The organism is Falsiroseomonas sp. RANM36 (genome assembly GCF_056682175.1).
Genome location: NZ_JBWXTD010000003.1, coordinates 1,472,083 through 1,497,657 on the forward strand (window position 1 = coordinate 1,472,083; position 25,575 = coordinate 1,497,657).

General features: G+C 73.8%; 29 protein-coding genes. 9 read left to right on the plus strand and 20 right to left on the minus strand.

What is annotated here, in order from left to right; genetic code table 11:
- The 5 genes from AC1MIR_RS11905 to rpsA all read right to left on the minus strand — a co-directional run.
- On the minus strand, positions 1 to 338 hold a 338-nt coding region (locus AC1MIR_RS11905; protein WP_480028367.1), incomplete at its 3' end, for an orotidine 5'-phosphate decarboxylase / HUMPS family protein.
- Positions 335 to 697 carry a lipopolysaccharide assembly protein LapA domain-containing protein gene (locus tag AC1MIR_RS11910; RefSeq protein WP_480028368.1) on the minus strand — a complete coding sequence of 121 codons (363 nt, stop codon included), beginning with the start codon at positions 695 to 697 and terminating at the stop codon, positions 335 to 337. The genes AC1MIR_RS11905 and AC1MIR_RS11910, both read right to left, overlap by 4 nt.
- Positions 698 to 766: 69 nt before the next feature.
- On the minus strand, positions 767 to 1,096 hold the full coding sequence (gene ihfB, locus AC1MIR_RS11915) for an integration host factor subunit beta (protein WP_480028369.1): 330 nt from the start codon (positions 1,094 to 1,096) through the stop codon (positions 767 to 769).
- Between the two features lie 21 nt (positions 1,097 to 1,117).
- Positions 1,118 to 2,041 (minus strand): signal peptide peptidase SppA, encoded by a 924-nt coding sequence (gene sppA / locus AC1MIR_RS11920; RefSeq protein WP_480028370.1) that lies wholly within the window; start codon positions 2,039 to 2,041, stop codon positions 1,118 to 1,120.
- 139 nt (positions 2,042 to 2,180) lie between these two features.
- Complete coding sequence (gene rpsA / locus AC1MIR_RS11925; RefSeq protein ID WP_480028371.1) at positions 2,181 to 3,893, minus strand: 30S ribosomal protein S1; 1,713 nt, start codon at positions 3,891 to 3,893, stop codon at positions 2,181 to 2,183.
- A 400-nt stretch (positions 3,894 to 4,293) separates the two neighbouring features.
- On the opposite strand from rpsA, the gene AC1MIR_RS11930 reads away from it, so the two are divergent.
- The gene (locus tag AC1MIR_RS11930) at positions 4,294 to 4,674 is read left to right on the plus strand and encodes a cupin domain-containing protein (protein WP_480028372.1); all 381 of its coding nucleotides are present in this window, start codon (positions 4,294 to 4,296) and stop codon (positions 4,672 to 4,674) included.
- Here AC1MIR_RS11930 and AC1MIR_RS11935 read toward each other — a convergent pair.
- From AC1MIR_RS11935 to aroA, 3 genes are all read right to left on the minus strand, one after another.
- Positions 4,661 to 5,596 carry a dienelactone hydrolase family protein gene (locus AC1MIR_RS11935; RefSeq protein ID WP_480028373.1) on the minus strand — a complete coding sequence of 312 codons (936 nt, stop codon included), beginning with the start codon at positions 5,594 to 5,596 and terminating at the stop codon, positions 4,661 to 4,663. The two genes, AC1MIR_RS11930 and AC1MIR_RS11935, sit on opposite strands and share 14 nt — an antisense overlap.
- On the minus strand, positions 5,593 to 6,225 hold the full coding sequence (cmk, locus tag AC1MIR_RS11940) for a (d)CMP kinase (protein WP_480028374.1): 633 nt from the start codon (positions 6,223 to 6,225) through the stop codon (positions 5,593 to 5,595). The genes AC1MIR_RS11935 and cmk overlap by 4 nt, the downstream gene beginning before the upstream one ends.
- Before the next feature lie 77 nt (positions 6,226 to 6,302).
- Positions 6,303 to 7,652, minus strand: coding sequence for a 3-phosphoshikimate 1-carboxyvinyltransferase (aroA, locus tag AC1MIR_RS11945; protein ID WP_480028375.1), 1,350 nt, complete (start codon positions 7,650 to 7,652; stop codon positions 6,303 to 6,305).
- Between the two features lie 147 nt (positions 7,653 to 7,799).
- Here aroA and AC1MIR_RS11950 point away from each other — a divergent pair, with 147 nt between their 5' ends.
- From AC1MIR_RS11950 to AC1MIR_RS11960, 3 genes are read left to right on the plus strand one after another with little or no spacing between them, the layout of a single operon-like run.
- Positions 7,800 to 8,123: a TIGR02300 family protein gene (locus AC1MIR_RS11950; RefSeq protein ID WP_480028376.1), complete on the plus strand. Its 324-nt coding sequence runs from the start codon at positions 7,800 to 7,802 to the stop codon at positions 8,121 to 8,123.
- 34 nt (positions 8,124 to 8,157) lie between these two features.
- Positions 8,158 to 8,880: an AzlC family ABC transporter permease gene (locus tag AC1MIR_RS11955; protein WP_480028377.1), complete on the plus strand. Its 723-nt coding sequence runs from the start codon at positions 8,158 to 8,160 to the stop codon at positions 8,878 to 8,880.
- The gene (locus tag AC1MIR_RS11960) at positions 8,877 to 9,200 is read left to right on the plus strand and encodes a hypothetical protein (protein WP_480028378.1); all 324 of its coding nucleotides are present in this window, start codon (positions 8,877 to 8,879) and stop codon (positions 9,198 to 9,200) included. The genes AC1MIR_RS11955 and AC1MIR_RS11960 overlap by 4 nt, the downstream gene beginning before the upstream one ends.
- On the opposite strand, the gene AC1MIR_RS11965 is transcribed toward AC1MIR_RS11960, so the two are convergent.
- The gene (locus tag AC1MIR_RS11965) at positions 9,178 to 10,038 is read right to left on the minus strand and encodes an amidohydrolase family protein (RefSeq protein WP_480028379.1); all 861 of its coding nucleotides are present in this window, start codon (positions 10,036 to 10,038) and stop codon (positions 9,178 to 9,180) included. The genes AC1MIR_RS11960 and AC1MIR_RS11965 overlap by 23 nt on opposite strands.
- A gap of 37 nt (positions 10,039 to 10,075) precedes the next feature.
- Between AC1MIR_RS11965 and AC1MIR_RS11970 the strand changes: the two genes are divergently transcribed.
- The gene (locus tag AC1MIR_RS11970) at positions 10,076 to 11,092 is read left to right on the plus strand and encodes an NAD(P)-dependent oxidoreductase (RefSeq protein WP_480028380.1); all 1,017 of its coding nucleotides are present in this window, start codon (positions 10,076 to 10,078) and stop codon (positions 11,090 to 11,092) included.
- Here the strand turns inward: AC1MIR_RS11970 and AC1MIR_RS11975 are convergent.
- Genes AC1MIR_RS11975 through AC1MIR_RS11990 form a run of 4 tightly spaced genes read right to left on the minus strand, consistent with a single transcriptional unit; the run spans position 11,061 to position 14,485 of the window.
- A complete protein-coding gene (locus AC1MIR_RS11975) occupies positions 11,061 to 12,236 on the minus strand; it encodes an MFS transporter (protein ID WP_480028381.1) in 1,176 nt (391 codons plus the stop codon). The genes AC1MIR_RS11970 and AC1MIR_RS11975 overlap by 32 nt on opposite strands.
- On the minus strand, positions 12,229 to 12,771 hold the full coding sequence (locus AC1MIR_RS11980; protein WP_480028382.1) for an MOSC domain-containing protein: 543 nt from the start codon (positions 12,769 to 12,771) through the stop codon (positions 12,229 to 12,231). The genes AC1MIR_RS11975 and AC1MIR_RS11980 overlap by 8 nt, the downstream gene beginning before the upstream one ends.
- A complete protein-coding gene (gene rlmN, locus AC1MIR_RS11985) occupies positions 12,768 to 13,982 on the minus strand; it encodes a dual-specificity RNA methyltransferase RlmN (protein ID WP_480028749.1) in 1,215 nt (404 codons plus the stop codon). The genes AC1MIR_RS11980 and rlmN overlap by 4 nt, the downstream gene beginning before the upstream one ends.
- Positions 13,952 to 14,485: an invasion associated locus B family protein gene (locus tag AC1MIR_RS11990; RefSeq protein WP_480028383.1), complete on the minus strand. Its 534-nt coding sequence runs from the start codon at positions 14,483 to 14,485 to the stop codon at positions 13,952 to 13,954. The genes rlmN and AC1MIR_RS11990 overlap by 31 nt, the downstream gene beginning before the upstream one ends.
- Positions 14,486 to 14,566: 81 nt before the next feature.
- Between AC1MIR_RS11990 and AC1MIR_RS11995 the strand changes: the two genes are divergently transcribed.
- From AC1MIR_RS11995 to AC1MIR_RS12005, 3 genes are all read left to right on the plus strand, one after another.
- Positions 14,567 to 15,964, plus strand: a complete 1,398-nt coding sequence (locus AC1MIR_RS11995; protein ID WP_480028384.1) for a class I SAM-dependent methyltransferase — start codon at positions 14,567 to 14,569, stop codon at positions 15,962 to 15,964.
- 166 nt (positions 15,965 to 16,130) lie between these two features.
- Positions 16,131 to 17,063, plus strand: a complete 933-nt coding sequence (locus tag AC1MIR_RS12000) for a DnaJ C-terminal domain-containing protein (RefSeq protein WP_480028385.1) — start codon at positions 16,131 to 16,133, stop codon at positions 17,061 to 17,063.
- A 2-nt stretch (positions 17,064 to 17,065) separates the two neighbouring features.
- Positions 17,066 to 17,374, plus strand: a complete 309-nt coding sequence (locus tag AC1MIR_RS12005; RefSeq protein WP_480028386.1) for a chaperone modulator CbpM — start codon at positions 17,066 to 17,068, stop codon at positions 17,372 to 17,374.
- 135 nt (positions 17,375 to 17,509) lie between these two features.
- Here the strand turns inward: AC1MIR_RS12005 and AC1MIR_RS12010 are convergent, their stop codons facing one another.
- The 4 genes from AC1MIR_RS12010 to fsa all read right to left on the minus strand — a co-directional run bounded on the left by AC1MIR_RS12010 (position 17,510) and on the right by fsa (position 20,366).
- The gene (locus tag AC1MIR_RS12010; protein WP_480028387.1) at positions 17,510 to 17,866 is read right to left on the minus strand and encodes an HU family DNA-binding protein; all 357 of its coding nucleotides are present in this window, start codon (positions 17,864 to 17,866) and stop codon (positions 17,510 to 17,512) included.
- Between the two features lie 213 nt (positions 17,867 to 18,079).
- Positions 18,080 to 19,015 carry a tyrosine recombinase XerC gene (locus tag AC1MIR_RS12015; protein ID WP_480028388.1) on the minus strand — a complete coding sequence of 312 codons (936 nt, stop codon included), beginning with the start codon at positions 19,013 to 19,015 and terminating at the stop codon, positions 18,080 to 18,082.
- Positions 19,012 to 19,713, minus strand: coding sequence for a DUF484 family protein (locus AC1MIR_RS12020; protein ID WP_480028389.1), 702 nt, complete (start codon positions 19,711 to 19,713; stop codon positions 19,012 to 19,014). Before AC1MIR_RS12020 ends, AC1MIR_RS12015 begins: the two co-directional genes overlap by 4 nt.
- Positions 19,710 to 20,366, minus strand: coding sequence for a fructose-6-phosphate aldolase (fsa, locus tag AC1MIR_RS12025; RefSeq protein ID WP_480028390.1), 657 nt, complete (start codon positions 20,364 to 20,366; stop codon positions 19,710 to 19,712). The genes AC1MIR_RS12020 and fsa overlap by 4 nt, the downstream gene beginning before the upstream one ends.
- Before the next feature lie 73 nt (positions 20,367 to 20,439).
- On the opposite strand from fsa, the gene AC1MIR_RS12030 reads away from it, so the two are divergent.
- Complete coding sequence (locus AC1MIR_RS12030; RefSeq protein WP_480028391.1) at positions 20,440 to 22,671, plus strand: primosomal protein N'; 2,232 nt, start codon at positions 20,440 to 20,442, stop codon at positions 22,669 to 22,671.
- Between the two features lie 16 nt (positions 22,672 to 22,687).
- On the opposite strand, the gene AC1MIR_RS12035 is transcribed toward AC1MIR_RS12030, so the two are convergent.
- The 3 genes from AC1MIR_RS12035 to AC1MIR_RS12045 form a co-directional block, all read right to left on the minus strand.
- Positions 22,688 to 22,930: a hypothetical protein gene (locus tag AC1MIR_RS12035; RefSeq protein WP_480028392.1), complete on the minus strand. Its 243-nt coding sequence runs from the start codon at positions 22,928 to 22,930 to the stop codon at positions 22,688 to 22,690.
- Between the two features lie 51 nt (positions 22,931 to 22,981).
- Positions 22,982 to 23,263 carry a hypothetical protein gene (locus AC1MIR_RS12040; protein WP_480028393.1) on the minus strand — a complete coding sequence of 94 codons (282 nt, stop codon included), beginning with the start codon at positions 23,261 to 23,263 and terminating at the stop codon, positions 22,982 to 22,984.
- A 125-nt stretch (positions 23,264 to 23,388) separates the two neighbouring features.
- The coding region (locus AC1MIR_RS12045; RefSeq protein WP_480028394.1) for a mechanosensitive ion channel domain-containing protein at positions 23,389 to 25,575 on the minus strand (2,187 nt) is incomplete at its 5' end.

The window sequence follows — 25,575 nt, forward strand, 5'->3', positions numbered from 1 at the left end:
GGGGCCCGGCCGGGCGGCGCGCCCGCGGGGGGGGCGGGGGCGACCATCGCGGCCCCGCCGGCGGCATGGATCGTCAGCCAGGCCGGGCGCAGCGGCGTCAGCGCGCGGACCGCGCCGGCGACCGTGTTGGGAATGTCATGCAGCTTGAGGTCGAGGAACACCGGGCCATGCGCCGCGATCCGGCGCACCGCCGCGCCGCCCTCGGCCGAGAACAGCTCCAGCCCGACCTTGAGCAGCCGCGCATGCGGGGCGGTGGCGCGCGCCCAGCCTTCCGCCGTGGCAAGGTCCGGCGCGTCGAGCGCGACGCAGAGGCCGCAGCGCCGCGCCGCGGTCATCATCGCCTGGCCAGGGGCGCCAGCGCGGTGGCGGCCGGCACCACCGCCGCATCCGGCACGCGGCCCATGGCGGCCTCGCGCTGCGCCTTCTCGGCCGCCGACCGGTAGGCGGCAAGCTCGCCTTCCAGCAGGCGCGCCGCCTGCTCCAGCCGCGCCGCGCGGCGGCGCATCGGCAGGGTGGCGCCCCAGACCACCAGCGCGCCGGTCAGGAAGGCGGCGGCGGCGATCAGCAGGGCGGCCATGCCGAGGGAGGAGACCCAGACCAGGTCGAGCGGCCAGAGGCGCAGCTGCACCTCCTGCTGGTTCGACAGGGCAAAGAGCGCCAGCAGGATCACGAGCGGCACGAACAACACCCAGCGCATGGCGGTCCCCTTGTCGAAGCTGGCCGGATAGGGACGAGCCTTACGCCCGCACGCGCCGGCCGAAAAGCGTCAGCCGACCGGACTGGGCGCCCGCGGCTTGCGCGCCGGCGCCTGCAGCGGGCCGCCATTCACCCGCTCGCGCAGCTCCTTGCCAGGCTTGAAATAGGGCACCGACTTGGCGGAGACCTCCACCGTCGTGCCGGTGCGCGGGTTGCGCCCGGTGCGCGGGTCGCGCCGCTTGATCGAGAAGGCGCCGAAGCCGCGCAGCTCCACCCGGTCGCCGCGGGCCAGGGCCTCGGTGATCTCGTCGAAGATCGTGGACACGATCAGCTCGACATCCGGTTGCCGCAGATGCGGGTTGGACGCCGCAAGCTGAGCGATCAGTTCCGACCGCGTCATCGACCTGACCGAGCCTTCTCCCTACCTGAAGGCAGGCTGCCAAAGGGCGCGCACGCGGTCAACGACAAGCCATTCCGCGGTCAGGTCGCGCAGCGCGCCGCCGAGCGCCGCGCCGAAGGTGCGTTCGGCGAAGCCGCGAGTCTCGATGTCGCGAATCGGCAACGAGGCCGGCACGCCGCGGTCCGCCGCAAGCCAGGCGCGCGCTTCCGACTCGCCGCCGATCGCGTCCACGAGGCCGAGCTCGATCGCCTGCCGGCCGGTGAAGATGCGGCCATCGGCCAGCTCCCGCACGCGCTCGGGCGGCAGCCTGCGGCCGGCGACGACCTTGGCGACGAACTGCTCGTGCAGGTCGCGCACCACGCGCTGCAACTGCTCGCGCCCTTCCTCGGTCAGCGGGCGGAAGGGGCTCGGCTGCGCCTTGAAGGCGCCGGAGGCGATGGTCTCCGCCCGCACGCCGAGGCGGGCCATCAGCTCGGACACGTCGAAGGATTGCAGCAGCACCCCGATGGAGCCGGTGACGGTGGCCTCGCGCGCGAAGATGCGGCTTGCCGGCAGCGCCGCCATGTAGCCGGCCGAGGCCGCGGTGCCGCCCATCACGGCGATCACCGGCTTGTCCTCCGCCATGCGCGACAGGCTGGCATGCAGCGCCTCGCCGCCGGCGACGCTGCCGCCGGGGCTGTCGATCGCGACGATCACGGCGCGCACCGTCGCGTCCCGCCGCGTGCGCTCCAGCGCCTCCGCCAGGCGCCGGTCATCGCCGATGAAGCCCTCCACCTTCAGGCGCGCGACATGCGCGCCGCCCGGCAGCAGGCCGGTCGCGTCATGGCGCAGCGCGACGGCGAAGGCGATCAGCCCGGCGACGGCGAGCACCGCGAGGCCCCGCCAGAGGGACAGGCGCCGCTTCAGGCGGCGGCGGTCGAGCAGGAGATCGGCGTCGAGGGACATGCGCCGCATATGCCCGTCCGGCCCGGGCCGGCCAAGGGCTGTTCACGCGCCGGCAAGAAAGCGGCGCGGCGGAACGAAAAAGCCCCGGGCAGCGGCGCTGCCCGGGGCCGATCGCCTCCGGCCGACGGGGCCGGTGCGGTTACTCCTCGCCGCCCTGGTTCCGGCGACGAATCGCGGCACCCAGGATGTCGCCGAGCGACGCGCCGGAGTCGGAGGACCCGTACTCCTGCATCGCCTGGCGCTCCTCCTCGACTTCCTTGCCCTTGATGGTCAGGGCCAGGCGGCGGCCGGCGCGATCCACGGCGGTGACCTTCGCATCCACCTTCTCGCCCACGGCGAACTTGTCGGGGCGCTGGTCCTGGCGGTCGCGGGCGAGCTCGGCGCGACGGATGAAGCCCGTCAGCACGTCGTCCACCTTCACCTCGATGCCGTTGGATTCCACCTTCGTCACCACGCAGGTCACGACATCGCCCTTGCGGACGCGATCCAGCACTTCCGCCGCCGGGTCGGCCTGGAGCTGCTTGATGCCGAGGGAGATGCGCTCCTTCTCGACATCCACGTCCAGCACCTTCGCCTTGACCGTGTCGCCCTTCTTGTAGTGCTGCATGGCGACCTCGCCGGGCTCGTCCCAGCTGAGGTCGGACATGTGCACCATGCCGTCGAGATCCGGGCCGAGGCCGATGAACAGGCCGAACTCGGTGATGTTGCGGATCTCGCCCTCGATGACGGCGCCGGGCGGGTTCGCTTCCGCGAAGACGTCCCAGGGATTGCCCACGGCCTGCTTGAGGCCGAGGGAGATGCGCCGCTTCGGGCCGTCCACGTCGAGGATGACGACGTCCACTTCCTGGCTGGTCGCGACGATCTTGCCCGGATGGACGTTCTTCTTCGTCCAGGACATCTCGCTGACGTGAACGAGGCCCTCGACGCCCGGCTCCAGCTCCACGAAGGCGCCGTAGTCGGTGATGTTGGTGACGCGGCCGGAGAACTTGCCGCCGACCGGATACTTGGTCGCGACATTCTCCCACGGGTCGGCCATCAGCTGCTTCATGCCGAGGCTGATGCGCTGGGTCTCCGGGTTGAAGCGGATCACCTGCACCTTGACCTGCTGGCCGATGTTCAGCGCCTCGGACGGGTGGTTGATGCGGCGCCAGGCGATGTCGGTGACATGCAGCAGGCCGTCCACGCCGCCGAGGTCCACGAAGGCGCCGTAGTCGGTGATGTTCTTCACCACGCCGTCGAGCACCATGCCTTCCTTGAGGCCCTGGACGAGCTCGGCGCGCTGTTCGGCGCGGGTCTCTTCCAGCACGGCGCGGCGGGAGACGACGATGTTGCCGCGGGCGCGGTCCATCTTGAGGATCTGGAAGGGCTGCGGGCTGCCCATCAGCGGCGTCACGTCGCGCACCGGGCGGATGTCCACCTGGGAGCCGGGCAGGAACGCGACCGCGCCGCCGAGATCCACGGTGAAGCCGCCCTTGACGCGGCCGAAGATCACGCCGTTCACGCGCTGCTGCGCCGTGAAGGACTTCTCCAGGTTGGTCCAGGCTTCCTCGCGCCGCGCCTTCTCGCGGCTCAGCACGATGGAGCCGTCGCGGTCCTCGTAGCGCTCGACGAAGAGCTCGATCACGTCGCCGGGCTTGACGTCCGGCTTCTGGCCCTGCGGGGCGAATTCCTTGAGCGGGACGCGGCCCTCGCTCTTCAGGCCGACATCGACCACGGCGAAGTCGTCATCCACGCGGATGACCTTGCCGGTGATGACGGAGCCGGCGAAGCCGGTGTTGTCGCCGAGCGTGGCGTCGAGGAGGGCGGCGAAATCCTCTTCCATCGGGCGGGAGAGGGTGGTGGCACTTGCCATGCGGTGGGTGGTTCCTGGGTCAGGCCCCGTGCGGGGCCAAGGGTCTTGCGCCTCCGCGGGCAGCGCCCGCAGACACGACCTGGCCGCGTCGGTCCCCTGTGGATCCGGGCGGCCCTTCGGCTTAAGGCGGTGTGACGGTCCGCCGCTCCCGGCCCGCCTTGCGCGACCACCAGCGGGGGCGCGGCATCGGCCGAAGCACCCGTGGCGTCCCCATCGCGAAAATGCGGACACCGCGATCCGTTGCCGGACGCGGTTCGGGAGCAGGCGTTACGCCGCGGAGGTTAACGGAGTCAAGCGGATTCCGGCCCGTCGCGCGGTGCGCGACCGCCTTGCACCATGACTGGCCCCGCCACGCCGCGCCCTGGCATGCTGCGCCGCCACCCCACGGAGAGCCGCCGCCATGACCGGAGCCCGCCTGATCCCGCCGCTCGGCCGGGTCTTCACCGCCTCGGACGAGGCCGAGGTCACCCACATCACCGAAGTGGAGGGCCGGCCGCTCGGCAGCCCGGTGCAGCTCAAGACGCTGGCGGCCACGCCGCGCATGGTGCTGGTCGAGACCACCTTCGCCGCCGGCCAGGCATCGCAGCCGCACCAGCATCCGGACCATGACAGCATCGTCTATGTCGTGCGCGGCAAGGTGAAGGTGACGATCGCGGGCCGGGAGTTCATCGCCGGGCCGGGCGACGCCTGGTACAACGAGCCCGGCGTGATCCACCATATCGAGGCGCTGGAGCCGACCGTCTCGGTGGAGGTGAAGTCGCCGCCGATCAGGGCGTGGTAGCGCGCGGCAGGCGCAGCAGGTCCCGCAGGAAGGCCAGCGCGTCGCGCCGCGCCGCAGCGCCGGCCTCGGCATGGCCGCCGACACGCGCCTGCCGCGCGACACAGGGATCGTCATAGGTGAAGGGCAGGCCGGTCGCGGCGTTCACCAGCAGGCCGGGCTCCGTCTCCTCGATGCGGCAATCGCGCACGCTCTGCGCCGGGCCGCGCGCGGCGGCGCCGGAGAGCGGGTTGTCGAAGCCGTGATGGCCGCCCGGATACTCCAGCAGCGCGGCGTCATGCCCGGCCGCGACCAGGCGTTCCACATGCTCGCGCGCGCGGGAGAGCGGGTTCATGTCGTCCGGCGTGCCGTGGAAGACGCGGATCGGGCCGGGGATCATCGCCGTGTCCTCCAGGTAGCGCGTCGCGCAATCCGGATAGAAGGCGAGCGTGCCGACCGGGCGCGGCCCGCCGGCGTTCCACAGGCGATGGAAGCGCGCCATGGCGGCATACAGCGCGCCCTGCCCGCCGCGCGAGAAGCCGAGCACCGCGAGCCGTGCGGGATCGAGGAGCGGATGCGCCGCCAGCAGCGCCAGCGCGCGGTAGATGTCGAGGCAGAAGGCCAGCCGGCCGAGCCGCGCCTGGTCCTGCGAGACGCTGGCCAGCCCCCGGCCGCTGAAGCCGTCCAGCACGCAGGCGGCCGCCCCCATGGCGTTGATCTGCCGCACCCAGAGCGGGATGGAGGGCCCGATGCCGCCCGAGCCATGCATCAGCAGCACGCAGGGCTGCCGCCCGCCGCCATCCTTGCCCCCCTGGGCCAGCGACAGCATCGCCGCGAGGGTGGTCGGCGTGCCGTCGGCCTCGCCGCGCAGGAACTGCCGGTCGGTGAGCGTCAGCGTCTGCACGGGGTGCAGCTCGATCCGCGCGGGCAGGTCCTCGAGGGTCATTCCGGCATCCTTGCGCGCACGAGGTCGAGTGCCACGGCGAAGGCGGCGGCGGCGTCGAGGCCGGTGGTGTCCAGCACCACCGCATCGGGCGCCGGCTTCATCGGCGCGGTGGCGCGCTGCGCATCCTGCGCGTCCCGCGCGCCGAGCTCCGCCTCCACCTCCGCCAGGTCGCGCGCGATGCCCTTCGCCTGCAGCTCCAGCCAGCGCCGCTTCGCCCGCGCCTCGGGGCTCGCGGTGACGAAGAGCTTGGCCGGCGCGTCGGGGAAGATCACGGTGCCGATGTCGCGCCCGTCCATCACCGCCCCGTGGCGGCGGCCGAATTCGCGCTGCCAGTCGAGCAGCGCGGCACGCACCTCCGGGATCACCGCGACGGCGGAGGAGGCCATGTCGGCGTCCGGCGTGCGCAGGTCGGTGCGTTCGAGATCCGCCGCGGTCAGCGCGCGCGCCTCGGCCGCTGCGGTCGCGGCGTCGCGCGGGTCGCCGCCGCGGTCGAGCACGCGGCGCCCGACGGCGCGATAGAGCAGGCCGGTGTCGAGATAGGGCAGGCCGAGTTCGGCCGCGAGCTTGCGGGCCAGCGTGCCCTTCCCCGCCGCTGCCGGCCCATCGACCGCGACGACCCGCGGAGGCATCGGGCGCTGCGATTCACGCCTCCGGTGCTCGCCGCCTTCGGCGCCTCCGCCCTCCGGCGATCGCAGCGGAGGTGTGATCATGCCGGCGTCAGCGCTTCCCCGCCCGCCAGCCGGTTCATCAGCGCGGCGAAGCCGGGGAAGGAGGTCTCGATGAAGGCGGCGTCGTCGGCCGTCACCGGCCTGCGGGAGGCCAGCCCCAGCACCAGAGCGCTCATCGCGATGCGGTGGTCCATGTGGGTCACCACCATGCCGCCGCCGGGCGGCGGGCCGCCGACGCCGTGCACGATCAGGTCGTCCCCCTCGATCGCGAAGCGGATGCCGTTCGCCTCCAGCAGCGCGGCGGTGGCGGCCAGGCGGTCGCTCTCCTTCACGCGCAGCTCCTTGAGCCCGCGCATGCGCGTGGTGCCGGAGGCTGCGGCCGCGGCGACGGCGAGGATCGGGTATTCGTCGATCATCGAGGGCGCGCGCTCCGGCGGGACATCCACGGCGCGGAGCGCGGAGGCCCGCACGCGCAAATCCGCGACCGGCTCCCCGCCCTCGATCCGCTCGTCCAGGCGGGTGATGTCGGCGCCCATCTCGGCGAGGGTGGCGAAGAGGCCGGCGCGCAGCGGGTTCATGCCCACCCCGCGCAGCAGGATGTCGGAGCCCGGGACCAGCAGGGCGGCGACCGCGGGGAAGGCGGCGGAGGAGGGATCGCCCGGCACCACCACCGGCGCGGCGACCAGTTCCGGCTGGCCCGTGAGCTCGATCACGCGGCCATGACCCTCGATGCCGACTTCGACCGTCGCGCCGAAGTGTCGCAGCATGTTCTCGGTGTGGTCGCGCGTGGCTTCCGGCTCCACCACGCGGGTGATCCCCCGGGCGCAGAGCCCGGCCAGCAGGCAGGCCGACTTCACCTGCGCCGAGGGCACGGGCACGCGATAGTCGAGCGGCAGCGGATCGGCCGCGCCTTCGACCGCCAGCGGCAGCCGCCCGCCGGCGCGGGTGGCGAAGCGCGCCCCGGTGGCGCTCAGCGGCTCCGTCACCCGCTTCATCGGGCGCTTGCGGAGCGACGCGTCGCCGGTCATCACGGCAAACAGCGGGTGCCCGGCCAGCAGCCCGCAGAGCAGCCGCGCGGCCGTGCCCGAATTCCCCATGTCGAGCACATCCGCCGGCTCGACCAGGCCGCCGATCCCGCGCCCGGCGACCCGCCAGTGCCCGCCGCCCCGATTCTCCACCGTCGCGCCGAGCGCGCGCATCGCCGCGGCGGTGCGCAGCACGTCCTCGCCTTCCAGCAGGCCGGTGACCTCGGTGGTGCCGACCGCGAGCGCGCCGAACATCAGGGCGCGGTGGGAGATGGACTTGTCCCCCGGCACGGCGGCCTCTCCCGCCAGGGGCCGGGCGGGTGCGCGGGCGGCGAGCGGATGGGCGGCGGCGGGATCGTGCATGGCCGGCGCGTTTGACATGGGGGGCGCAAAGTGGCAATCGCGCCTGCCTTTTTCGCCGCGCGGCGCGGCGCCGCCACAACCTTCTGCCGCGCAGCGCGGAGCCGCCACACCAAACCTCCGCGCTGCGCGGAGAGCAGCGAGACAAGCATGGCCAAGCCCCAACTCGGACTGAAGCGCGTCTGCGTCGCCTGCGGCACGAAGTTCTACGACCTGGCGCGCGCCCCGGCGGTCTGCCCGAAATGCGGCACCGAGCAGCCGGCCGAGCAGCCGAAGCTCAAGCGTGCCCCCGCCCCGCCCGACGACCGCGTGAAGAAGCGCCCCGTGCCGGCGGAGGCCGATGCCGACGACATCGCGGAGGTGGACGCCGAGGAGGGCGACGAGGCGATCGAGGACGCCGAGGAGCTCGAGGACGCGGACGAGACGCTCGGCGACGAGATCGAGGTCGAGAGCGACCGCGAAGAGGAAACCTGACGCCCCGCGCCGGGGGGCGGGGCGCGGCGGAAGGATGGCCTTCTTCCGCATCGGCCTGACCGAGGCGCTCGGCGCCCCGGCGCTCGCGATGGGCGCCACCTTCCTGGCCTTCGGCGCGGCGGTGGCCGAGGCCGGGCTGCCGCTCTCCTGGGCGTTGCTTTGCACCGCGACGGTCTATGGGATGGCCGGGCAGATCGTGCTGCTCGGCATCGCCACCGGACCGGGCGGGCCCCTGGGCGGACAGGTGGGCGGACCGGTGCTGCCGGCGGTGGTCGCCGCCACGGCGGCGAATGCCCGCTTCCTGCCGATGGCGGTGGCGATCGCCCCCTGGCTCGGGCGAGGCTGGCGGCGGGCGCTGGCGCTGCCCTTCATCGCCATCACCCCCTGGGCGCCGGCGATGCGCCGGCTGCCGGGCCTGGCCGAGCCGGACCGGCTCGCCTGGTTCCTCGGCTTCGCCATCGCCTCCTGGACCGCCGCGCTGGCGGCGACGGCGGCGGGGCATCTGCTGGCGCCGCATCTGCCGCCCTTCCTGCGGGCGGCGCTGCTGTTCACCAACCCGCTCTATTTCGGCCTGCTGCTGGCCGCCGACCTGGCGCGGCCGGGCGTGCGCCCGGCGGTGATCGGCGGGATCGTCGCGGCGCCGCTGGCGCTCTGGCTCGGCCCGGCCTGGGGGCTGCTCGCCGCGGGGCTCTGCGGCGGCACCGCCGCCTTCCTGTGGCAGCGTCGCGCAGCAGGCGCGCGGGGCACCCGCCCGTGAGCGGGGCGGACCTCGCCCTGGCGCTGACGGTGGCCGCGATGCTCGCCCTGCGCGGGGCGGGGCTGCTGCTGGGCGGCGTGCTGCGGCCCGACCATCCGGCGATCGCCTGGGCGGCCGCGGTCTCGGTCGCGACGCTCGCGGCCTTCGTCCTGCTGGCGATCGCCATGCCGACCGGCCTGCTGGCCACCGTGCCCTGGCCCGCGCGGGTGGCGGGCGTGCTGGCCGGCGCGCTGGGCTGGCGGCTGTTCCGCGGCGCGCTGTTGCCGGCGCTGCTGACCGGCCTGGCCGGGCTGATGCTCAGCTGGTGGGCGCTGGGCTGAACCCGTAGAGCCGCGCCGGATTCTCCACCAGGATTTTCGTTCGTGTTGCCGCGTCCGGCGCCCAGTCGGCCAGCGCGTCGAGCAGCGCGGCGTCGTCCGGCATCGCCGTCGCGTTCGGATGCGGCCAGTTGGTGCCCCACAGCATCCGCTCGGGCGCCGCCCGCACCAGCGCGCGCGCGAGGTCGCGCACCGCGAAGGGATCCGCCTGGTCGAGCGCATACGGAGACGAAAGCTTCACCCAGCCGGTGCCGGCCTGCAGCCGGTCCATCACCACGCCCCAGGCGGGATGCGCCGCCCAGTCCCGCAGCGGCAGCAGCGCGAAATGATCGAACACCACCTCGCAGGGCGCGGCGCGCAGCACATCGGCAAGTCCGGCGATCATCGCCGGCGTCATGAAGACCTGCAGGTGCCACCCCGCCTCCGCCAGCCGCTTCGCCAGCGGCGCGACATCCTGCGCGGTCAGCGGCGGGCCGGAGACGAGGTTCGCGCGCGCCCCGCGCACGCCCTTCGCCGCCATCGCGCGCAGCTCGGCCGGCGCGGCATCGGGCGGCACCACCGCGACCATGCGCGCGCGCTCGCCGGCCTGCTCCAGCGCCGCGAGGTGCAGCGCATTGTCGAAGCCATAGGTGGAAGGCTGGATCAGCACATGCCGCTCGACGCCGAGCCGCGCGAGCAGGCGCGCATGATCGGCGAGCGTTGCCGTCGCATGCGGCCGCCCGCCCGGCGCGACGGGCGCGGCGGCGTCATAGACATGGTGGTGGCAATCGACCGCGCCCGGCGGCACGGCGAGCCTCGGCCGCTCGGTGCCGCGGGTGAAGGGAATGGCGTGCTGCTCCATAGGGTCTAGGCTAGCCCGGCCCCGAGGAGGAAACGAGATGCGCGTGCTGCTGACCCACACGCCGGAGATGCGCGCCAACTATTATGGCGACCGCGCGCTCGCCGCCCTGCGCGACGTGGCGGAGGTGGTGCTGCACGACGGCGAGGCGCCGCTGTCCGGCCTCGCGCTGGCGCGCGCGGCGGCGGGCTGCCAGGCGATCGTGGCGGACCGCGCGACGCCGGGCACGAAGGACACCTTCGACAACGCGCCCGACCTCGTCGCCTTCCTGCGCGTGGCGGTGGATGTCTCGACGATCGACATCGCGGCGGCGTCCTCGCAGGGCGTGCTGGTGACGCAGGCGACGCCGGGCTTCGGCGCGAGCGTGTCGGAACTCGCCATCGGCATGATGGTGGACCTCGCGCGCAACGTCTCCGAATACACCGAAGCCTATCACGCCGGCCGCCTGCCGGAGCCGCGCATGGGCCGCCAGCTGGAAGGCCGCACGCTCGGGCTGGTCGGCTATGGCCGCATCGCGCGGCGCATCGCGGCGATCGCGCTGGCGATGCGCATGCGCGTGATCGCGCATGACCCCTTCGCGCCGGTGGCGGATGCGGGCGTCGAATCCGTGCCGCTCGACCGCATCTGGGCGGAGAGCGACGTGGTGATGCCGCTGGCGGTCTCGGTGCCCGCCACGCGGCACATCGTCAACGCGGCCTCGCTCGCGGCGATGAAGCGTGGCGTGCTGCTGGTGAACCTCTCGCGCGGCGAGCTGGTGGACGAGGCGGCGCTGGCGGCGGCGCTCGACAGCGGGCATGTCGCGGGCTTCGCGATGGATGTCGGCAGCGCGCCCGACCAGCGCCCGGACCCGGCGCTCGCCGCGCGCGCGAATGTCGTGGCGACGCCGCATGTCGGCGGGCTCACGCCGGAGGCGGCGGAACACCAGGCGATGGACACGGTGCGCCAGGTGGCGGCGCTCGCGCGCGGCGCGATGCCGGAGCGCGGGCTGAACGCCGCGGCGGCCACGCGCCTCGCGCGGCTCGGCATCAGCGTGCCGGCGGCAGCACCCAGCGATTGATCGCCAGCGCCAGTGCGACGATGCCCGCGCCGGCCAGCAGGAAGCCCGGCGTGAAGCCCGCTGCCGCGATCAGGGCGCCGAACACCACCGCGCCCATCGCCTGGCCGAGGAAGAGCGCCATCGCGAAGCCCGCCACCGCCGTGCCGCGCGCTTCCGGCAGAGCCTCCGTCGCGCGGGCCTGCAGAACGCCGTGCAGCATGAAGAAGAGCAGCCCGAGAATCGCCTGCGCGCCCGCCACCACCCACCAGGCGGGCGCGAGCGCCATGGCGGTGAGCGCGGCGCCGAGGCCGAGCCCGCCCCACAGCACCATCCCCCGCTCGCCAAGAAGCCGCACGAGCCGGCCGGCGTTGCGCGTGTAGATGAAGGCGCCCGCGCCGAAGCCCGCCACCGCCAGCCCCGCCTCGGCCGCCGAGAGACCGAAGCGCTGGATCAGCAGCGAGGCGATGAAGGGCACCGCGCCGCCGAACAGCAGCATGCCGTCCAGCGCCGTCACCAGCATCAGCCGCCGCCCCGCGGGCCGCTCCAGCAGCCTCACGAAGCCGCCGAAGGCCGGCGCGCCGCCGCGTCCGCCCTGCCGCCAGCCCGGACCGAGCAGCAGCATGAACAGCACCGCGATCGCCGCGCCGATGCCGCCGAGCACCAGGAAGGAGGCGCGCCAGCCCGCGAATTCCGCGACGGTGCCGGAGATCGGCCCGGCGAGCAGCGTCGCCATCACCATGCCCGTGAGGAAGCGCCCGATCGTCGCCTGGCGATGCTCATAGGCCACGCTGTCGCCGATATGCGCCATGAAGAGCGGGATGGTCGCCGCGGCGAACAGGCCGGACAGGATCCGCATCACCAGCAGCGCGACAAGGTCGGGCGCCAGCGTCGCGCCGACCAGGGAGGCCGCGTAGAGCGCCATGGCCACCGCCGCGACGCGCATCTTGCCGAGCGAATCCCCGACCGGCCCGGCCGCGAGCTGGCCGAGGCCATAGGCCATGGCGAAGCCGGCGATCAGCGGCGCGACGGCGCCGAGGCCGACGCCGAACTCGCCCGCCAGCATCGGCAGCAGGGGGTCGAGGATGCGCATGCCGCAGCCGACGGTGAAGGCCGCCATCGCCATCAGCCAGATCGGCGGCGAGACGGCGGGCGGGCGGTCAGACACGCTGCAGGCGTTCGCGCGGTTCGGGCGGCAGTTCGACCCTGATGGCGTCGCCGGCGGCGACCTCGCCGCCCGTGACCACCACGGCCATGATCCCGGCCTTGAGCAGCACCGCGCCATCCTCGTCGCGGCCGATCAGCGCGCGCATGAGTCCGGGGCGGAAATCGTCGAGCTGATGGCAGGGGTTGCGCAGGCCCGTGACCTCCGCGACCGCCTCGGCGCCGAGATGCAGAAGCGCGCCGCGCGGCAGTCCCAGCAGGTCGAGCCCGCGCGTCGTCACGTTCTCCCCAAGCTCGCCCGGCGCGACGCGAAAGCCGGCGGCGGCGAGATCGCGGAGCGTCTCCTCCGCGATCAGGTGCAGTTGGCGGAGATTGGGCTGCGAGGGATCGCGCGCGACGCGGGAGCGGTGCTGCACCGTGATGCCGGCATGCGCGTCGCCCTCGACCCCGAGGCCGGCGAGAAGGCGGATGCGGGGCAGAAGGGGCTTGGAGAAGCCGTGGGTGGTGCTGGCGGCGACGGCCTGGACCGTGCCGCTCACGCGGCGTCGGCCTTGCGGCGCGCGCGCTCGCTTTCCGTCTTGAGCTGGCCGCAGGCGGCCAGGATGTCGCGGCCGCGCGGGCGGCGGATCGGGCTGGAATAGCCGGCCGCCGCCACGATCTCCGCGAAGCGCCGCACCTGCTCCGGCTTGCTGGTGAGATACGGGCTGCCCGGCCACGGGTTGAACGGGATCAGGTTCACCTTGGCGGGGATGCCCTTGATCAGCCGCACCAGTTCGCGTGCCTCGGCCTCGCTGTCGTTCACGCCGCGCAGCATCACGTATTCGAAGGTGATGCGTCGCGCATTGCTCGCGCCCGGATAGCGGCGGCAGGCGGCGATCAGCTCGGCGATCGGGTATTTGCGGTTCAGCGGCACGATCTCGTCGCGCAGCGCGTCGGTGACGGCGTGCAGCGAGACGGCGAGGTTCACGTTCAGCTCCGCGCCGCAGCGATCCATCATCGGCACGACGCCGGAGGTGGAGAGCGTGATGCGCCGGCGGCTGAGGGCCAGGCCCTCGTGGTCCATCACGATCTTCAGGGCCTTGGCGGTGTTCTCGTAGTTGTAGAGCGGCTCGCCCATGCCCATGACGACGATGTTGGACAGCAGCCGCGGCGTGCCGTCCTTCGGGCTCGGCCATTCGCCGTAGCTGTCGCGCGCGGCCATGAACTGGCCGACGATCTCCGCGGCGCCGAGGTTGCGCACCAGCTTCTGCGTGCCGGTGTGGCAGAAGCGGCAGGAGAGGGTGCAGCCGACCTGCGTCGAGATGCAGACCGCGCCGCGATCCTCATGCAGGTCGGGGATGTAGACGGTCTCCACCTGCTGCCCGTCGCGGAAGCGGAACAGCCATTTCCGCGTCGTATCCTCGCTGGTCTGCTCGGTCGCGACCTCGGGGCGTCCGACCACGAAGCGCTCCCCGAGCTTCGCCTGCATCGGCTTCGCGATGGTCGGCATGCGCGAAAAGTCGGTCTCGCCCTGGTGGTAGATCCAGTGCCACAGCTGGCTCGCGCGGAACGGTTTCTCGCCGATCGCGACCATCTCGGCCGCCAGCTCCTCCCGCGACAGGCCGACCAGGTCGCGGCGGCCATCGGGCAGGGTCGCGGCCGGCGGCGCGAACAGCGCGGCCTTGGCCAGGATCCGCTCGCGCTCCTGCGCCGTCAGGTCGGCAGCCGCCGGAGACTCGCTCAACGGCCCGGCCTCGCCTGCGGCGGGCAGTCGCGGGAGATCGCCTCGTATGCGGCGGTGAAGCCGATCAGCGAGAAGGTGTCGGTGACGTTGCCGCGGCCCTGCGGTCCGGGGGTGCGGGTCAGCGCCTCCCGCCCGGCCTTGAAGGCGGCGATGAGCTCCGCGCCGTTCTGGAAGAAGGCGCTGGACTGCACGACGCCGTAGGAACGGAATTCCTGCGTGCCGACCGCCAGCACCGACTCCGCCTCCCGCGCCAGCGGATAGCCCACCGAGACCGCCACCTGGTCGCGCCCGCCCAGGCGATGCGTCACGGTCAGCGTCACGGTCCCGCGATTCGCCGGCCCGCCCTCGCTGCGGATGCTGCGGGTGAAGGCGTAGCAGACCTTCCGCCCGCTCTCCTGATGCGTCGCGGCCGTCCAGTTCTGGAAGGCGCCGAGCCGCGCGGGCGCCTGGCGCTGCTGGGCGGCGGCGGGCAGGGCGAGCAGCAGGACGGCGGCGGCGGCCGGAACGGCGAGGGAACGGCGGCGGGGCATGCCGGCTAGATACGGCGCGAGGTCCGGGGGGACAACCTCGCGCCTTCCGCGACGGGCGCGGCGCGCCTATGCAGGCCGCCGATGGCCGACCGCACCGACCTCCAGCTCGCCGCGCAATACGAAGCCTATCCCTACCCCGCGCGCGATCCGCGCGACGAGGCGAAGCGGCTGGTGGTGGGCAGCCCCTCCCACCTGCGGGAGGTGGACCACTGGATCTTCGGCGCGCGTCGGCCGGCCTCTCGCCCGCTGAACGCGCTGATGGCCGGGGGCGGATCGGGCGACGGGACGATCATGCTGGCGCAGCAGATGGCCTGGCTCGGCCGGCCGGGGCGCGTGACCTGGCTCGACCGCTCGGCGCATGCGCGCAAGGTCGCGACCGCGCGGGCGGCGATGCGCCGCCTGGACAACATCGCCTTCGAGGAAGGCTCGATCCTGGAGCTGCCGGGCTCGGGCCTCGGCCCCTTCGACTACATCGATTGCTGCGGGGTGCTGCACCACATGCCCGACCCGGCGGCGGGGTTGGCCGCGCTGGTCTCGGTGCTGGCGCCGGGCGGCGGGATCGGGCTGATGGTCTATGCGCCGCATGGCCGCACCGGCGTCTACATGCTGCAGGACGCGCTGCGGCTTCTTGCGCCCGTCGCCGATCCTCCGCCCGCGCGGGTGGAGGTGGCCAAGCGCCTGTGGAAGCAGGTGCCGGAGACCGCCTGGCTGCGGAAGAATCCGTGGATCGAGGACCACATCAAGGGCGGCGATGCGGGCCTCTACGACCTGCTGCTGAACCCGCGCGACGTGGCGTTCACCGTGCCGCAACTGGCCGCGCTGATCGCGGGCGCCGGGCTGCGGATCGCCTGCCTGGTGGAGCCGCTGCGCTACGACCCCGACACCTGGCTGGCCGATCCCCGCCTGCGCGCCCGCACGGCGGAGCTCGACGCGGTGCAGCGCGCGGCGCTGGCCGAGGCGATCTGCGGCAACATGGGCATCCACATCGCCTATTGCGTCCGCGCCGGGGACCCGGTGCTCACGCCGGCCTGGGAGGATGACGCGGCGGTGCCGGTGCTGCGCGAGCTGGACGGGCCGAGCCTGGCCAAGGGCCTGCGCCCGGACGGCGTGGTGCCGGTCACCTGGGACGGGCTGCGCGCGATGGTGCCGCTGCCGCGACTCGCCGGCGCCTTCCTGCAGCGCGTGGACGGGCGGCGGAGCTGGGGCGAGATCACGGCGGAGGTGGTGGCCGCCGGCGGCTCGGCCGAGCTGGCGGCGCGCGACCGCGCGGGGCGGGGGGGGGCGCGGGGGGAGGGGAAACCGCGGGGGGGGGCCGCGCCCGGGGCCGCGGGCCGGGGGGGGGGGGGGGGGGGGGGGGGGGCGTCCCCCGGGGGGGGGGGGGGGGCGGGGGGGGGGGGGGCGGCGCGGGCGGCGCGCGACCGCGCGGCGCTGTCGCGCACGCTGGAGAAGCTCAACCGGCTGCTGCTGGCCGCGCCGTAGCCGCTTGCCCTCGGATGGCGGGCGCCGGCATCCGCCGGCTTGCCTTCGCCGCACCGGCGGCGGGCCTTGTCCGCGCATCGCGCGGCGCCCACATCCTGAACATGGCATGCCGGGCGCCCAGCCGGGGCCCGGCCCGTTCCATGTTGCTCCTTGCGAGGATGTGGAGATGAGCGACGATCCCTACGCCGCGCTCGGCGTGAAGCGGGACGCGACGCAGGACGAGATCCGGCGCGCCTACCGCAAGCTGGCGCGCAAGCACCACCCCGACCTCAATCCCGGCGACAAGGCCGCCGAGGAGGCGTTCAAGCGCGTCTCGGCGGCGAACGACCTGCTCTCCGACCCCGAGAAGCGCGCCCGCTTCGACCGCGGCGAGATCGACGCCTCGGGCCAGGAGAAGCCGCAGCAGCGCTACTGGCGCGACTTCGCCGAGGCCGGCGGGCCGCAAGGCTATGCCTCCGATGCCGGCTATGCCGACATGGCGGATGCGGACGAGATCCTTTCGGAACTTTTCGGCCGGCGCGCCGGTCGCGGCACAAGGGGCGGCGGCGGTGCGGCCTTCCGCATGCGCGGCGCGGACCTGCATGGCCGCCTCTCGCTCGATTTCCTCGAGGCGGTGAACGGCGCGAAGAAGCGCGTGACCCTCCCGGAAGGCGAGACGGTGGACGTGACCGTGCCGCCCGGCACGCGGGACGGCCAGGTGCTGCGCCTGCGCGGCAAGGGCGCGCCCGGCTTGGGCGGTGGCCCGGCCGGCGACCTGCTTGTGGAGGTGCAGGTCGGCGCGCATCGCCACTACAGCCGCAAGGGCGACGACATCCTGCTCGACCTGCCGGTGACGCTGCCGGAGGCGGTGCTGGGCGGCCGCATCGAGGTGCCGACGCCGGCCGGCGCCGTGATGGTCAATGTGCCGAAGGGCTCCAACACCGGCACGGTGCTGCGGCTGAAGGGCCGCGGCGTGCCGCGCGCCGATGGCGGCCGGGGCGACGCCTATGTCACGCTGCGCGTGGTGCTGCCCGATCAGCCCGATCCGGCGCTGGAGGCCTTCGCCGAGGGGTGGCAGGCCGGAAAGGCGCAGAACCCGCGCGCCGGGATGGAGGGCTGAGCATGGAGGGTGGCGACGATCCGCTGCGCCGCGCCCGCCTCGACCCGGCGCTGGTCGAGGCCTGGGTGGCGGAAGGCTGGATCCTGCGGCGGGAGGAAGGGGGCTGGACCGAGCTCGATGTCGCGCGCGCCTGCCTGATCCGCGACCTGCGCGAGGAGCTCGGCGTCAACGATGCGGGGGTTGGGGTGGTGCTGGACCTGCTGGACCAGTTGCACGGCCTCCGGGCCGCGCTGCGCGGCCTCTCCGGGGCGGTGCATGGCCTGCCGGAGCCGCTGCGCGCGGCGGCGCTCGAGGCGCTGCGGCGCGGCTGAGCCGAGGCTTTGCCGCAGCCTGGCGCGTGCCGCCCCCCACCCCGACCAGCCTGGGTAAGGGGCAGCAGGCTGCCCCTTACTTCGGCGTCCGACGCGATGCGTCGAATCCCCGCAAGCGGGGCAGGGGAAGGAGCGTCAGATGGCTTCCTTCAGCTCCTTGGCGGGGCGGAAGGCGATCTTCTTGGAGGCCGGGATCTGGATCTCGGCGCCCGTCGCGGGGTTGCGGCCGGTACGCGCGGCGCGGGAGCGGACCTCGAGCACGCCGATCCCCGAATAGCGGATCTTGTTGCCCTTCTTGAGGTGCGCCGCGAAGGCGTCGCCGAGGTCGTTCACGATCGCCTCGACCTGCCGCTTCGGCATGTCGTGCTTCTCGGCCAGTTCGGCCGCGATCTGCTTCACCGTCACCGTGCTGGGTGCGGCGGCCTTGGCCTTGGCCTTGGCTGCCGGAGCCGCCTTGGGAGCCGGGCCCTTGCTGCTCGCCTGCTTTGCCATCTGGTTTCCTCATCCATGGTTGCACGCCCGGACCGGATGGCCGGCGGGGCGCCGGCACCGCCCCGAGTCCCGCAGGGCGCGCCATCTCGATAGGAGAGCGCAAGGGCCGCCGCAACTGCCCTCAAGGCCCTGGCCGCAAGGAAAATGCGGCCCGGCGGGCTTCGGGACGCCCGGCAGCGCGAAAATCGTCCGTGGGCGGAACGGGCGGCCGGGTCAGTCGGCGCGCGGATGCGCCTGGCGCCAGGTCTTCAACAGGGCTGCCGCATCCACCCTTGTGTAGCGCTGGGTGGTCGAAAGGCTGGCATGGCCGAGCAGTTCCTGGATGGAGCGCAGGTCGGCCCCGCCGCCCAGCAGATGGGTGGCGAAGGAATGGCGCAGCGCGTGCGGCGTCGCATGCTCGGGCAGGCCGGCGAGGCGCCGGTAATGCCGCAGCGACCGCTGCGCGACGGCCGGGTCCAGCCTGCCGCCGCGGGCGCCGAGGAAGAGCGGGCGCTCCGGCGCCGGATCGGGGTGCTGGGCGAGCCAGGCCGCAATCGCCTGGCGCACCGCCGGCAGCACCGGCACCAGGCGCTCCTTGCCGCCCTTGCCGCGCACGCGCAGCGCGCCGTCCGCGCCCGGGCGCGGCGCGTCGCGCACATCGAGGGCCAGCGCCTCCGCGATGCGCAGCCCGCAGCCATAGAGCAGGGTGAACAGCGCCACGTCGCGCGCCGCCTGCATGGCCGGATGCATCGCGCGCTCCGGGTCGTGCACGGCGCCGATGTCGCGCGCCACGTCCTTCGCCGCCTCGGGCGTCAGCGCGCGGGGCACCGGCGCCTTGGCGCGGGGGCCGCGTAGCCCGGCCAGCGCCGCGGTGTCGCCGCCATGCCGTCGCGCGAGGTGCCGCAGGAAGCCGCGGATGGCGGCGAGGCGGCGGGCGCGGGTCGCGTTGGAATCGCCCTCCCGCGCACGGTCGGCGAGGAAGGCGCGCAACTCGGCGGGACGGAGCGCGCCGAGCGCGGCGCGGTCCGGCTCCTCGCCCAGGTGGCGTGCGAGGAAGCCGAGGAAGAGGCCAAGGTCGCCGCGATAGGCCGCGACGGTGTTGCCGCTCGCGCGGCGTTCGCGCGCGAGGATGTCGAGCCACGCCGCGACGGCTGCGGCGCCGTCCGTCACCGCGCCAGCGCCGCCGCGACGGCGCGGCCGAGGAATTCGAGCGTCTGCGCGGATTGCCGCGCCGGCAGGGCCGCTGCGTCGCGCGCGCCGAGCGCGAGCAGGCAGGGCGTGCCGCACCAGAGCGGCACGCGGATGACCGCATCGCGCACCACCAGGGGCGCGGCCTCGGCGTGCAGCATCTCGGCCTCCGTCACCTCGGTGCGCACGCGGGCTTCGCGGCCGGTTCCGATCAGCCGCGCCACCGCGCCCGGCGGCAGGGCGCGCACGCCGTGCCGCGGCAGCGCCGTCTCCGCCGGACGACGCAGCACCCCCGCCGCCCGGCGCGGCTCCGCCAGCAGCGTGCAGCTCTCGACGCGCAGCAGCGGCGGCCATTCCTGGGCGATGGTGTCGGGCACGTCGCGGGCCCGCATCAGCGCCAGCACCGCCAGGCGCACCCGCACCACGAGCCAGTCGCCGGCGCGGCCATCGGCCAGCGCGGCCTGCATCTCGGCCACCAGCGCGTGCAGCCGGGCGCGCTCCGCGGCGACCATCGCCGCCATGTGATCGGCCAGGTTCTCGCCATGCACGCGTTTCGGCGGGGTGAGGACGCGGTAGAGCTCCGGGCGGCGCGCCAGGAAATCCGGATTGGCGATCAGGAAGGCCGCGACCTCCTCGGCCTGCGTGTCGCGGTCGAGGAGATGCGCTGCCGCCTCGCTCACAGGATGGACTGCCCCGTCTTCTTCCAGTCGGCGAGGAAGGCCGAGAGGCCGCTGTCGGTCAGCGGGTGCTTCAGCAGCTGGCGGATCACCGCCGGCGGCAGGGTGGCGACATGCGCGCCCATCTTCGCCGCCTGCACCAGGTGCATCGGGTGGCGGACCGAGGCGACCAGCACCTCGGTCTTCAGATGCGGATAGTTCCGGTAGATCTGCACGATGTCCGCGATCAGCCCCATCCCGTCGGTCGAGATGTCGTCGAGCCTGCCGACGAAGGGCGAGATGAAGGCCGCGCCGGCCTTCGCCGCCAGCAGCGCCTGGGCGGGGGAGAAGCAGAGCGTGACATTCACCGCCGTGCCCTCGTTCGCCAGCACCCGGCAGGTGCGCAGCCCGGCTTCCGTCAGCGGCACCTTCACCGCGACATTGCCGGCGATGCCGCGGAGATACCGGCCCTCGGCCAGCATCGTCTCGAAGTCCGTCGCCGTGACCTCGGCGCTGACCGGCCCGGGGGTGATGGCGCAGATCTCCGCGATCACCTCCGCCATCTTGCGCCCCGACTTGGCGATGAGGCTCGGGTTGGTGGTGACGCCGTCCACCAGCCCGGCCTCCGCCAGGCCGCGGATCTCGGACACCTCGGCGGTGTCCACAAAGAATTTCATCCTATATCGTCCCTGGAACGCCGATCCTGGATGGGATTGCGGTCTGCACCTGCATTGAGGGCAAACATACAGGATGCACGAGCCCAGGCGGAAGTCGCCGCCACCGAACCAACCCATTGGCGTTGCCGGCGCGCCACGGATCCGCGTGATGCTGCCGCTGCCGCTGACGGCGGGCGCCTATGACTACCGGCTGCCGCCGGGCCTGGAGGCGCCGCCCGGCAGCTTCGTGGTGGTGCCGCTCGGCGGGCGGGAGGTGGTCGGCGTCGCCTGGGACGGCGCGCCCGACCCGCATCTGGCCGCACGGCGGCTCAAGGATGTGCGCGGCGTGCTGGACGCGCCGCCGATGGGCGAGAGCCTGCGCCGCTTCGTGGAATGGGTGGCCGCCTACACGCTCGCCCCGCCCGGCGCGGTGCTGCGCATGGCGATGAGCGCGCCCTCGGCGCTCGAGCCCGCGCCGCAGAAGGCCGGCTGGCAACTGGCGCCGGAGGCGCTGCGGGAGGGGGTTCGGCTCACCCCGGCCCGGCAGCGCGTGCTGGACCACCTGCGGCCCGGCGAGGTGCGCTCGGGCAGCGACCTGGCGGAGGCGGCCGGCGTCTCGCCGGGCGTGGTGCGGGGCCTGGCCGATGCCGGGCTGCTGGTGCCTGGCCTGCTGCCGCGGGGCGCCGCCTTCCCGCTGCCCGATCCGGCGCATCCCGGCCCGACGCTCGGCCCCGACCAGGCGGCCGCAGCCGAGGCGCTGCGCGCCAAGGTGATGTCGGGAAAATTCGGCGTGACGCTGCTGACCGGCGTCACCGGCTCCGGCAAGACGGAGGTCTATCTCGACGCGGTCGCCGAATGCGTCCGGCAAGGGCGGCAGGCGCTGGTGCTGCTGCCGGAGATCGCCTTGAGCGCGCAATGGCTGGAGCGCTTCCGTCGGCGCTTCGGGGTGGACACGGCGCTGTGGCATTCCGAACTGTCGTCCCGCACGCGGCGGGAAACCTGGCGCGCCGTGGCGGAAGGCGCGGCGCCGGTGCTGGTGGGCGCGCGCTCCGCGCTGTTCCTGCCCTATCCCGATCTCGGCCTGGTCGTGGTGGACGAGGAACACGAGACCGCCTTCAAGCAGGAGGACGGCGTGATCTACCACGCGCGCGACATGGCGGTGGTGCGCGCGCGCTTCGCCGCCGCGGCCTGCGTGCTGGTCTCCGCCACGCCCTCGCTGGAGACGCTGACCAATGCGGGGACCGGGCGCTACGACCACCTGCACCTGTCCGAACGCCATGGCAGCGCCGGCCTGCCGGCGGTGGAGGCGATCGACCTGCGCAAGCACCCGCCCGAGCGCGGCCGCTTCCTCTCGCCCCCGCTGATCGAGGCGGTGACGGAGACGCTCGCGCGCGGCGAGCAGGCGATGCTGTTCCTGAACCGGCGGGGCTATGCGCCGCTGACGCTCTGCCGGTCCTGCGGCCATCGCATGCGCTGTCCCAATTGCACCGCCTGGCTGGTGGAGCACCGCGCGCAGCGGCGGCTGCAATGCCACCATTGCGGCCATGCCGAGCCGACACCCTCCAACTGCCCGGAATGCAAGGCGCTGGGCAGCCTGACGCCGGTCGGCCCCGGCGTGGAGCGGGTGCTGGAGGAGGTGCAGGCGCTGTTTCCCGATGCGCGGCGGATCGTGATGGCCTCCGACACCATCCCCGGCCCCGCGGCGGCGGCCGCGGCGGCGGAGGCGATCGCGACGCGGCAGGTGGACCTGATCATCGGCACGCAGATCGTCGCCAAGGGCTGGCACTTTCCGCATCTCACGCTGGTCGGCGTCGTGGATGCCGATCTGGGCCTTGCCGGCGGCGACCTGCGCGCGGCGGAGCGCACGTTGCAACTGCTGCACCAGGTGAGCGGCCGCGCCGGCCGGGCGGAGGCGCCGGGCAAGGTGCTGCTGCAGACCTTCTCGCCGGATCACCCTGTGATGCGCGCGCTGGTCTCGGGCGATGTCGCGGCCTTCATGGCGGAGGAGGCGGCGGGGCGCAGGCCCGGCCATTGGCCGCCCTTCGGTCGCCTCGCCGCGCTGATCGTGAGTTCCGAGGACGAGCGGGAGGCCGACCGCGCCGCGCGCAACCTGGGCCTCGCTGCGCCGCGCGCCGAGGGCGTGGAGGTGCTCGGCCCCGCGCCCGCGCCGCTCGCGCTGCTGCGCGGGCGCCATCGGCGGCGCCTGCTGCTGAAGGCGCGGCGCGACGTGGCGGTGCAGCCGCTGCTGCGGGACTGGCTGCACCGCGTGGACCTGCCGAACAGCGTGCGCGTGCAGGTTGACGTGGACCCGGTGGGGTTCCTGTAGCGCACCCAGCCCCGGATCAGCCGCGCTGGCGCAGCGCTGTCTCGATCAAGCGGCGGTCGCGCGCGTCCTGGCGGCGGTTGTAGACCACCGCCACCGCCCAGATCACCGCCACGAGCCATGCCGCCTGACCGGCCACGAAGGGCAGCAGGATGAACAGCAGCCCGCCTAGCCAGAGCAGCCCGTTGAACATCGCCTGAAACGGACGCCCCTGCAGCATCAGCGACAGCGGCGGGACGAGGATTGCAAGGACGTACGACATGCACGGGAGATGGCCCTGCGCCGTCTCCGGTTCAATCGTCGCGCGCGGCGCTCACGCGGCCAGTCGGACCACGCGGCCTTCCATCGCCTCCACCCGCCGCACGCCGATGATCTGGCCGAGATTGCCGGCGACCAGATGCACCATGCCGAGCGGCATGGCGGCGAGCGACACCTCCGCGCGCATCGCCGCGCCGTCGCGCGTGGCGCGCACGGCATCGGGGATCAGGTCGCGCTTGGCGAAGGGTTCCAGCACGCGGGAGAGCAGGCCGGGCGAGGCCTCGGCCGTGACGGTGAAGCGCGCCGCGACGAGCGGCTCCTCGAACTCTGCGGACATCTTTCGGAAAACTCCGGATCGGGTGGGAACTGGCGGGCACCCGGCCGCACGCGCCCGCGCCCCGAGGGGCGCCGCGTCTCAGGCGGCCGGGCCGCTAATTCGTCCCGTGGTAATCCGGCTGTGCATCACACTCCCTTAGCGCCCGGCGCGGCCTCGGGGAAGTCCTCCTCGGCCGGGTGCCGGCCGCCGCCGGAGATGACAAGTTTCTGGTGCGGGTAGGGGATCTCGATGCCGAGCTTGTCGAAGCGCTGCTTGATCCGCCGGTTGAACTCGCGCCCCACGCTCCAGCGCGCCGCCGGCTCGGTCTTGATGCGGGCGCGGATCACCACGCCGGAATCCGCCAGCCGCTCCACGCCCATGATCTCGAGGTCGTCGCGGATCAGCGGGCCGAGCTTCGCATCGGTGCGCACCTCCGCCGAGATCTCGCGCAGCACCTGCGCCACGCGGTCCGTGTCCTCGCCGTAGGCGACGCTGACATCGAGCACGGCGAAGGAGAAGTCGCGCGTCATGTTGGTGACGGTGGTCACCGCGCTGAAGGGGATGATGTGCACGCTGCCATCCAGCGCGCGCAGCTTGATCGAGCGGATCGAGAGCTGCTCCACCACGCCGGAGAGGCCCGAGACCTGCACCACGTCGCCCACCGCGACCGCGTCCTCGAACAGCAGGAAGATGCCGGTGATCACGTCGCGGACCAGCGTCTGGGAGCCGAAGCCGATCGCCAGGCCGATGACGCCGGCGCCGGCGATCAGCGGCGCGACGTTCACCCCGATCTCGGTCAGGATGTTGAGCCCGACGAAGACGATGATGGTGGCCGAGAGCAGGGTGCGCAGCATCGGCAGCAGGGTGCGCACGCGCGCCGAGCGGGCCGCCTGCGCGTCGCGAGACAGCTTCGTCAGGTGGCGCTGGATCGCCGCGTTGGAGAATTCCCAGACCGCCACGGCGACCACGATGGTCAGCACGATCGAGATGAGCGAGGCGACCAGCCGCGCCCCGAGCTGGCCGCGGGCGAACCATCCGAAGGCGTCGAGGCCCCAGGCCTCCAGCAGGAACAGCAGCGCGATGCCGCCGATGAGCCCGCTGGCGAAGCCCTTCAGCAGCGGCACGTAGCGGTTCGCCCGCGCCTCCAGCCCCGGGTAGCGGCGCGCCATGTCCGGGCCGATGCGGAAGCCGCGGGTGACCATGCGCCGGACCAGCACATCGCCCAGCTTGGCGAGGCCGAGGATCAGCACCGTCAGCGCCGAGCCGCGCAGCAGCCGTTCGAAGCCGTCGCGGATCTCGAGCGCCCAGACGCCCCAGAGCGCGAACAGCCAGAGGATCGCCAGCAGGTGCCAGACCTCCGCCAGCCGGTCGCGCAGCGAGCGGAAGAAGAGGCGCGCGCGATCGGCCTGCTCGGTCTCGGCCAGCGGCTTGGCGCGCAGCGCCTCGGCCACCTGCTCGCGGTTCTGCAGGATCACGATGACCAGCAGGATCGAGACGATCAGCAGCGCGATCCGCAGGATCGCGTCGTAGGCGCTCCAGGGCAGGCCGAACAGCAGCCCGGACTCGGCGATGGCGTAGCCGAGCAGCGCGACCACGACGATCCGCCGCACCCAGACCGTGATGTAGGCCGCCGTCTCGTCGCCGACCTGCACCAGGCGCAGATGGGCCGAGGCCGGCGAGAACAGCACGCGCGAGCCGGCCATGATCGCACGCAGCGCGATATAGGCGTTGTTGGCGGTCAGCAGCACCAGCTCGGTGGTGGGCAGCGGACGGACGAAGCCGATCAGCCCGTAGGAGATCACCGCGAAGGCCGCCACCGGGATCAGGTCCAGCACGAAGCGGCCGAGCACCAGCGGGATCCGGCGCATCCAGGTCCAGACATTGCCCCGCTCCGGCGCCATCGCGTCCAGCCGGTCGGACCAGCGGCGCAGCGCGCGCGAGGTGACCCATTCGGCCAGCAGCGCCAGGCCGAACAGCAGGGCGAGCTTCCAGGCGGCGTCGAGCACGCGCGCCTGCGTCACCGGGTCGCGCACGATCCCCGCGGCCCAGACCGCGACGCCCTGCACGTCGGTCAGTGTCTGGGCGGCGGCGATGACGCTGTCGGTTAGCGCCTGCAGGCGCTGCGAGGCGCCCATCAGGAGCTGCGCGCCGAGGGTGTTGGGCGCGAGGATCGCCACCTCCGGCGCGGCCGGCGCCGCGGCTTCGGCCGGCGGACGGGCGGCGCCTGCCGTGCCATTGGCCGCCGCCGGGGGGGCGGCGTGCCCCCGCGGGGGGGGCGCGGGGGCCGCCGGCGGGGGGGGCCCCGGCGCCGGCCCGGGCGCCGGCGGGGCGGC

Bases quoted from the DNA above. Each gene is read 5' to 3' on its own strand.
- AC1MIR_RS11970 (WP_480028380.1), top strand. From the start codon at position 10,076: ATGCGCGTGCTGCTGACCCACACGCCGGAGATGCGCGCCAACTATTAT.
- AC1MIR_RS11950 (WP_480028376.1), top strand. From the start codon at position 7,800: ATGGCCAAGCCCCAACTCGGACTGAAGCGCGTCTGCGTCGCCTGCGGC.
- AC1MIR_RS11965 (WP_480028379.1), bottom strand. From the start codon at position 10,038: ATGGAGCAGCACGCCATTCCCTTCACCCGCGGCACCGAGCGGCCGAGG.
- ihfB (WP_480028369.1), bottom strand. From the start codon at position 1,096: ATGACGCGGTCGGAACTGATCGCTCAGCTTGCGGCGTCCAACCCGCAT.
- cmk (WP_480028374.1), bottom strand. From the start codon at position 6,225: ATGCCTCCGCGGGTCGTCGCGGTCGATGGGCCGGCAGCGGCGGGGAAG.
- fsa (WP_480028390.1), bottom strand. From the start codon at position 20,366: ATGAAATTCTTTGTGGACACCGCCGAGGTGTCCGAGATCCGCGGCCTG.
- aroA (WP_480028375.1), bottom strand. From the start codon at position 7,652: ATGCACGATCCCGCCGCCGCCCATCCGCTCGCCGCCCGCGCACCCGCC.
- sppA (WP_480028370.1), bottom strand. From the start codon at position 2,041: ATGTCCCTCGACGCCGATCTCCTGCTCGACCGCCGCCGCCTGAAGCGG.
- AC1MIR_RS12010 (WP_480028387.1), bottom strand. From the start codon at position 17,866: ATGGCAAAGCAGGCGAGCAGCAAGGGCCCGGCTCCCAAGGCGGCTCCG.
- AC1MIR_RS11935 (WP_480028373.1), bottom strand. From the start codon at position 5,596: ATGACCCTCGAGGACCTGCCCGCGCGGATCGAGCTGCACCCCGTGCAG.
- rpsA (WP_480028371.1), bottom strand. From the start codon at position 3,893: ATGGCAAGTGCCACCACCCTCTCCCGCCCGATGGAAGAGGATTTCGCC.
- AC1MIR_RS11995 (WP_480028384.1), top strand. From the start codon at position 14,567: ATGGCCGACCGCACCGACCTCCAGCTCGCCGCGCAATACGAAGCCTAT.
- AC1MIR_RS11955 (WP_480028377.1), top strand. From the start codon at position 8,158: ATGGCCTTCTTCCGCATCGGCCTGACCGAGGCGCTCGGCGCCCCGGCG.
- AC1MIR_RS12005 (WP_480028386.1), top strand. From the start codon at position 17,066: ATGGAGGGTGGCGACGATCCGCTGCGCCGCGCCCGCCTCGACCCGGCG.
- AC1MIR_RS12030 (WP_480028391.1), top strand. From the start codon at position 20,440: ATGCACGAGCCCAGGCGGAAGTCGCCGCCACCGAACCAACCCATTGGC.
- AC1MIR_RS11930 (WP_480028372.1), top strand. From the start codon at position 4,294: ATGACCGGAGCCCGCCTGATCCCGCCGCTCGGCCGGGTCTTCACCGCC.
- AC1MIR_RS12040 (WP_480028393.1), bottom strand. From the start codon at position 23,263: ATGTCCGCAGAGTTCGAGGAGCCGCTCGTCGCGGCGCGCTTCACCGTC.
- AC1MIR_RS11990 (WP_480028383.1), bottom strand. From the start codon at position 14,485: ATGCCCCGCCGCCGTTCCCTCGCCGTTCCGGCCGCCGCCGCCGTCCTG.
- AC1MIR_RS12035 (WP_480028392.1), bottom strand. From the start codon at position 22,930: ATGTCGTACGTCCTTGCAATCCTCGTCCCGCCGCTGTCGCTGATGCTG.
- AC1MIR_RS11910 (WP_480028368.1), bottom strand. From the start codon at position 697: ATGCGCTGGGTGTTGTTCGTGCCGCTCGTGATCCTGCTGGCGCTCTTT.
- AC1MIR_RS12000 (WP_480028385.1), top strand. From the start codon at position 16,131: ATGAGCGACGATCCCTACGCCGCGCTCGGCGTGAAGCGGGACGCGACG.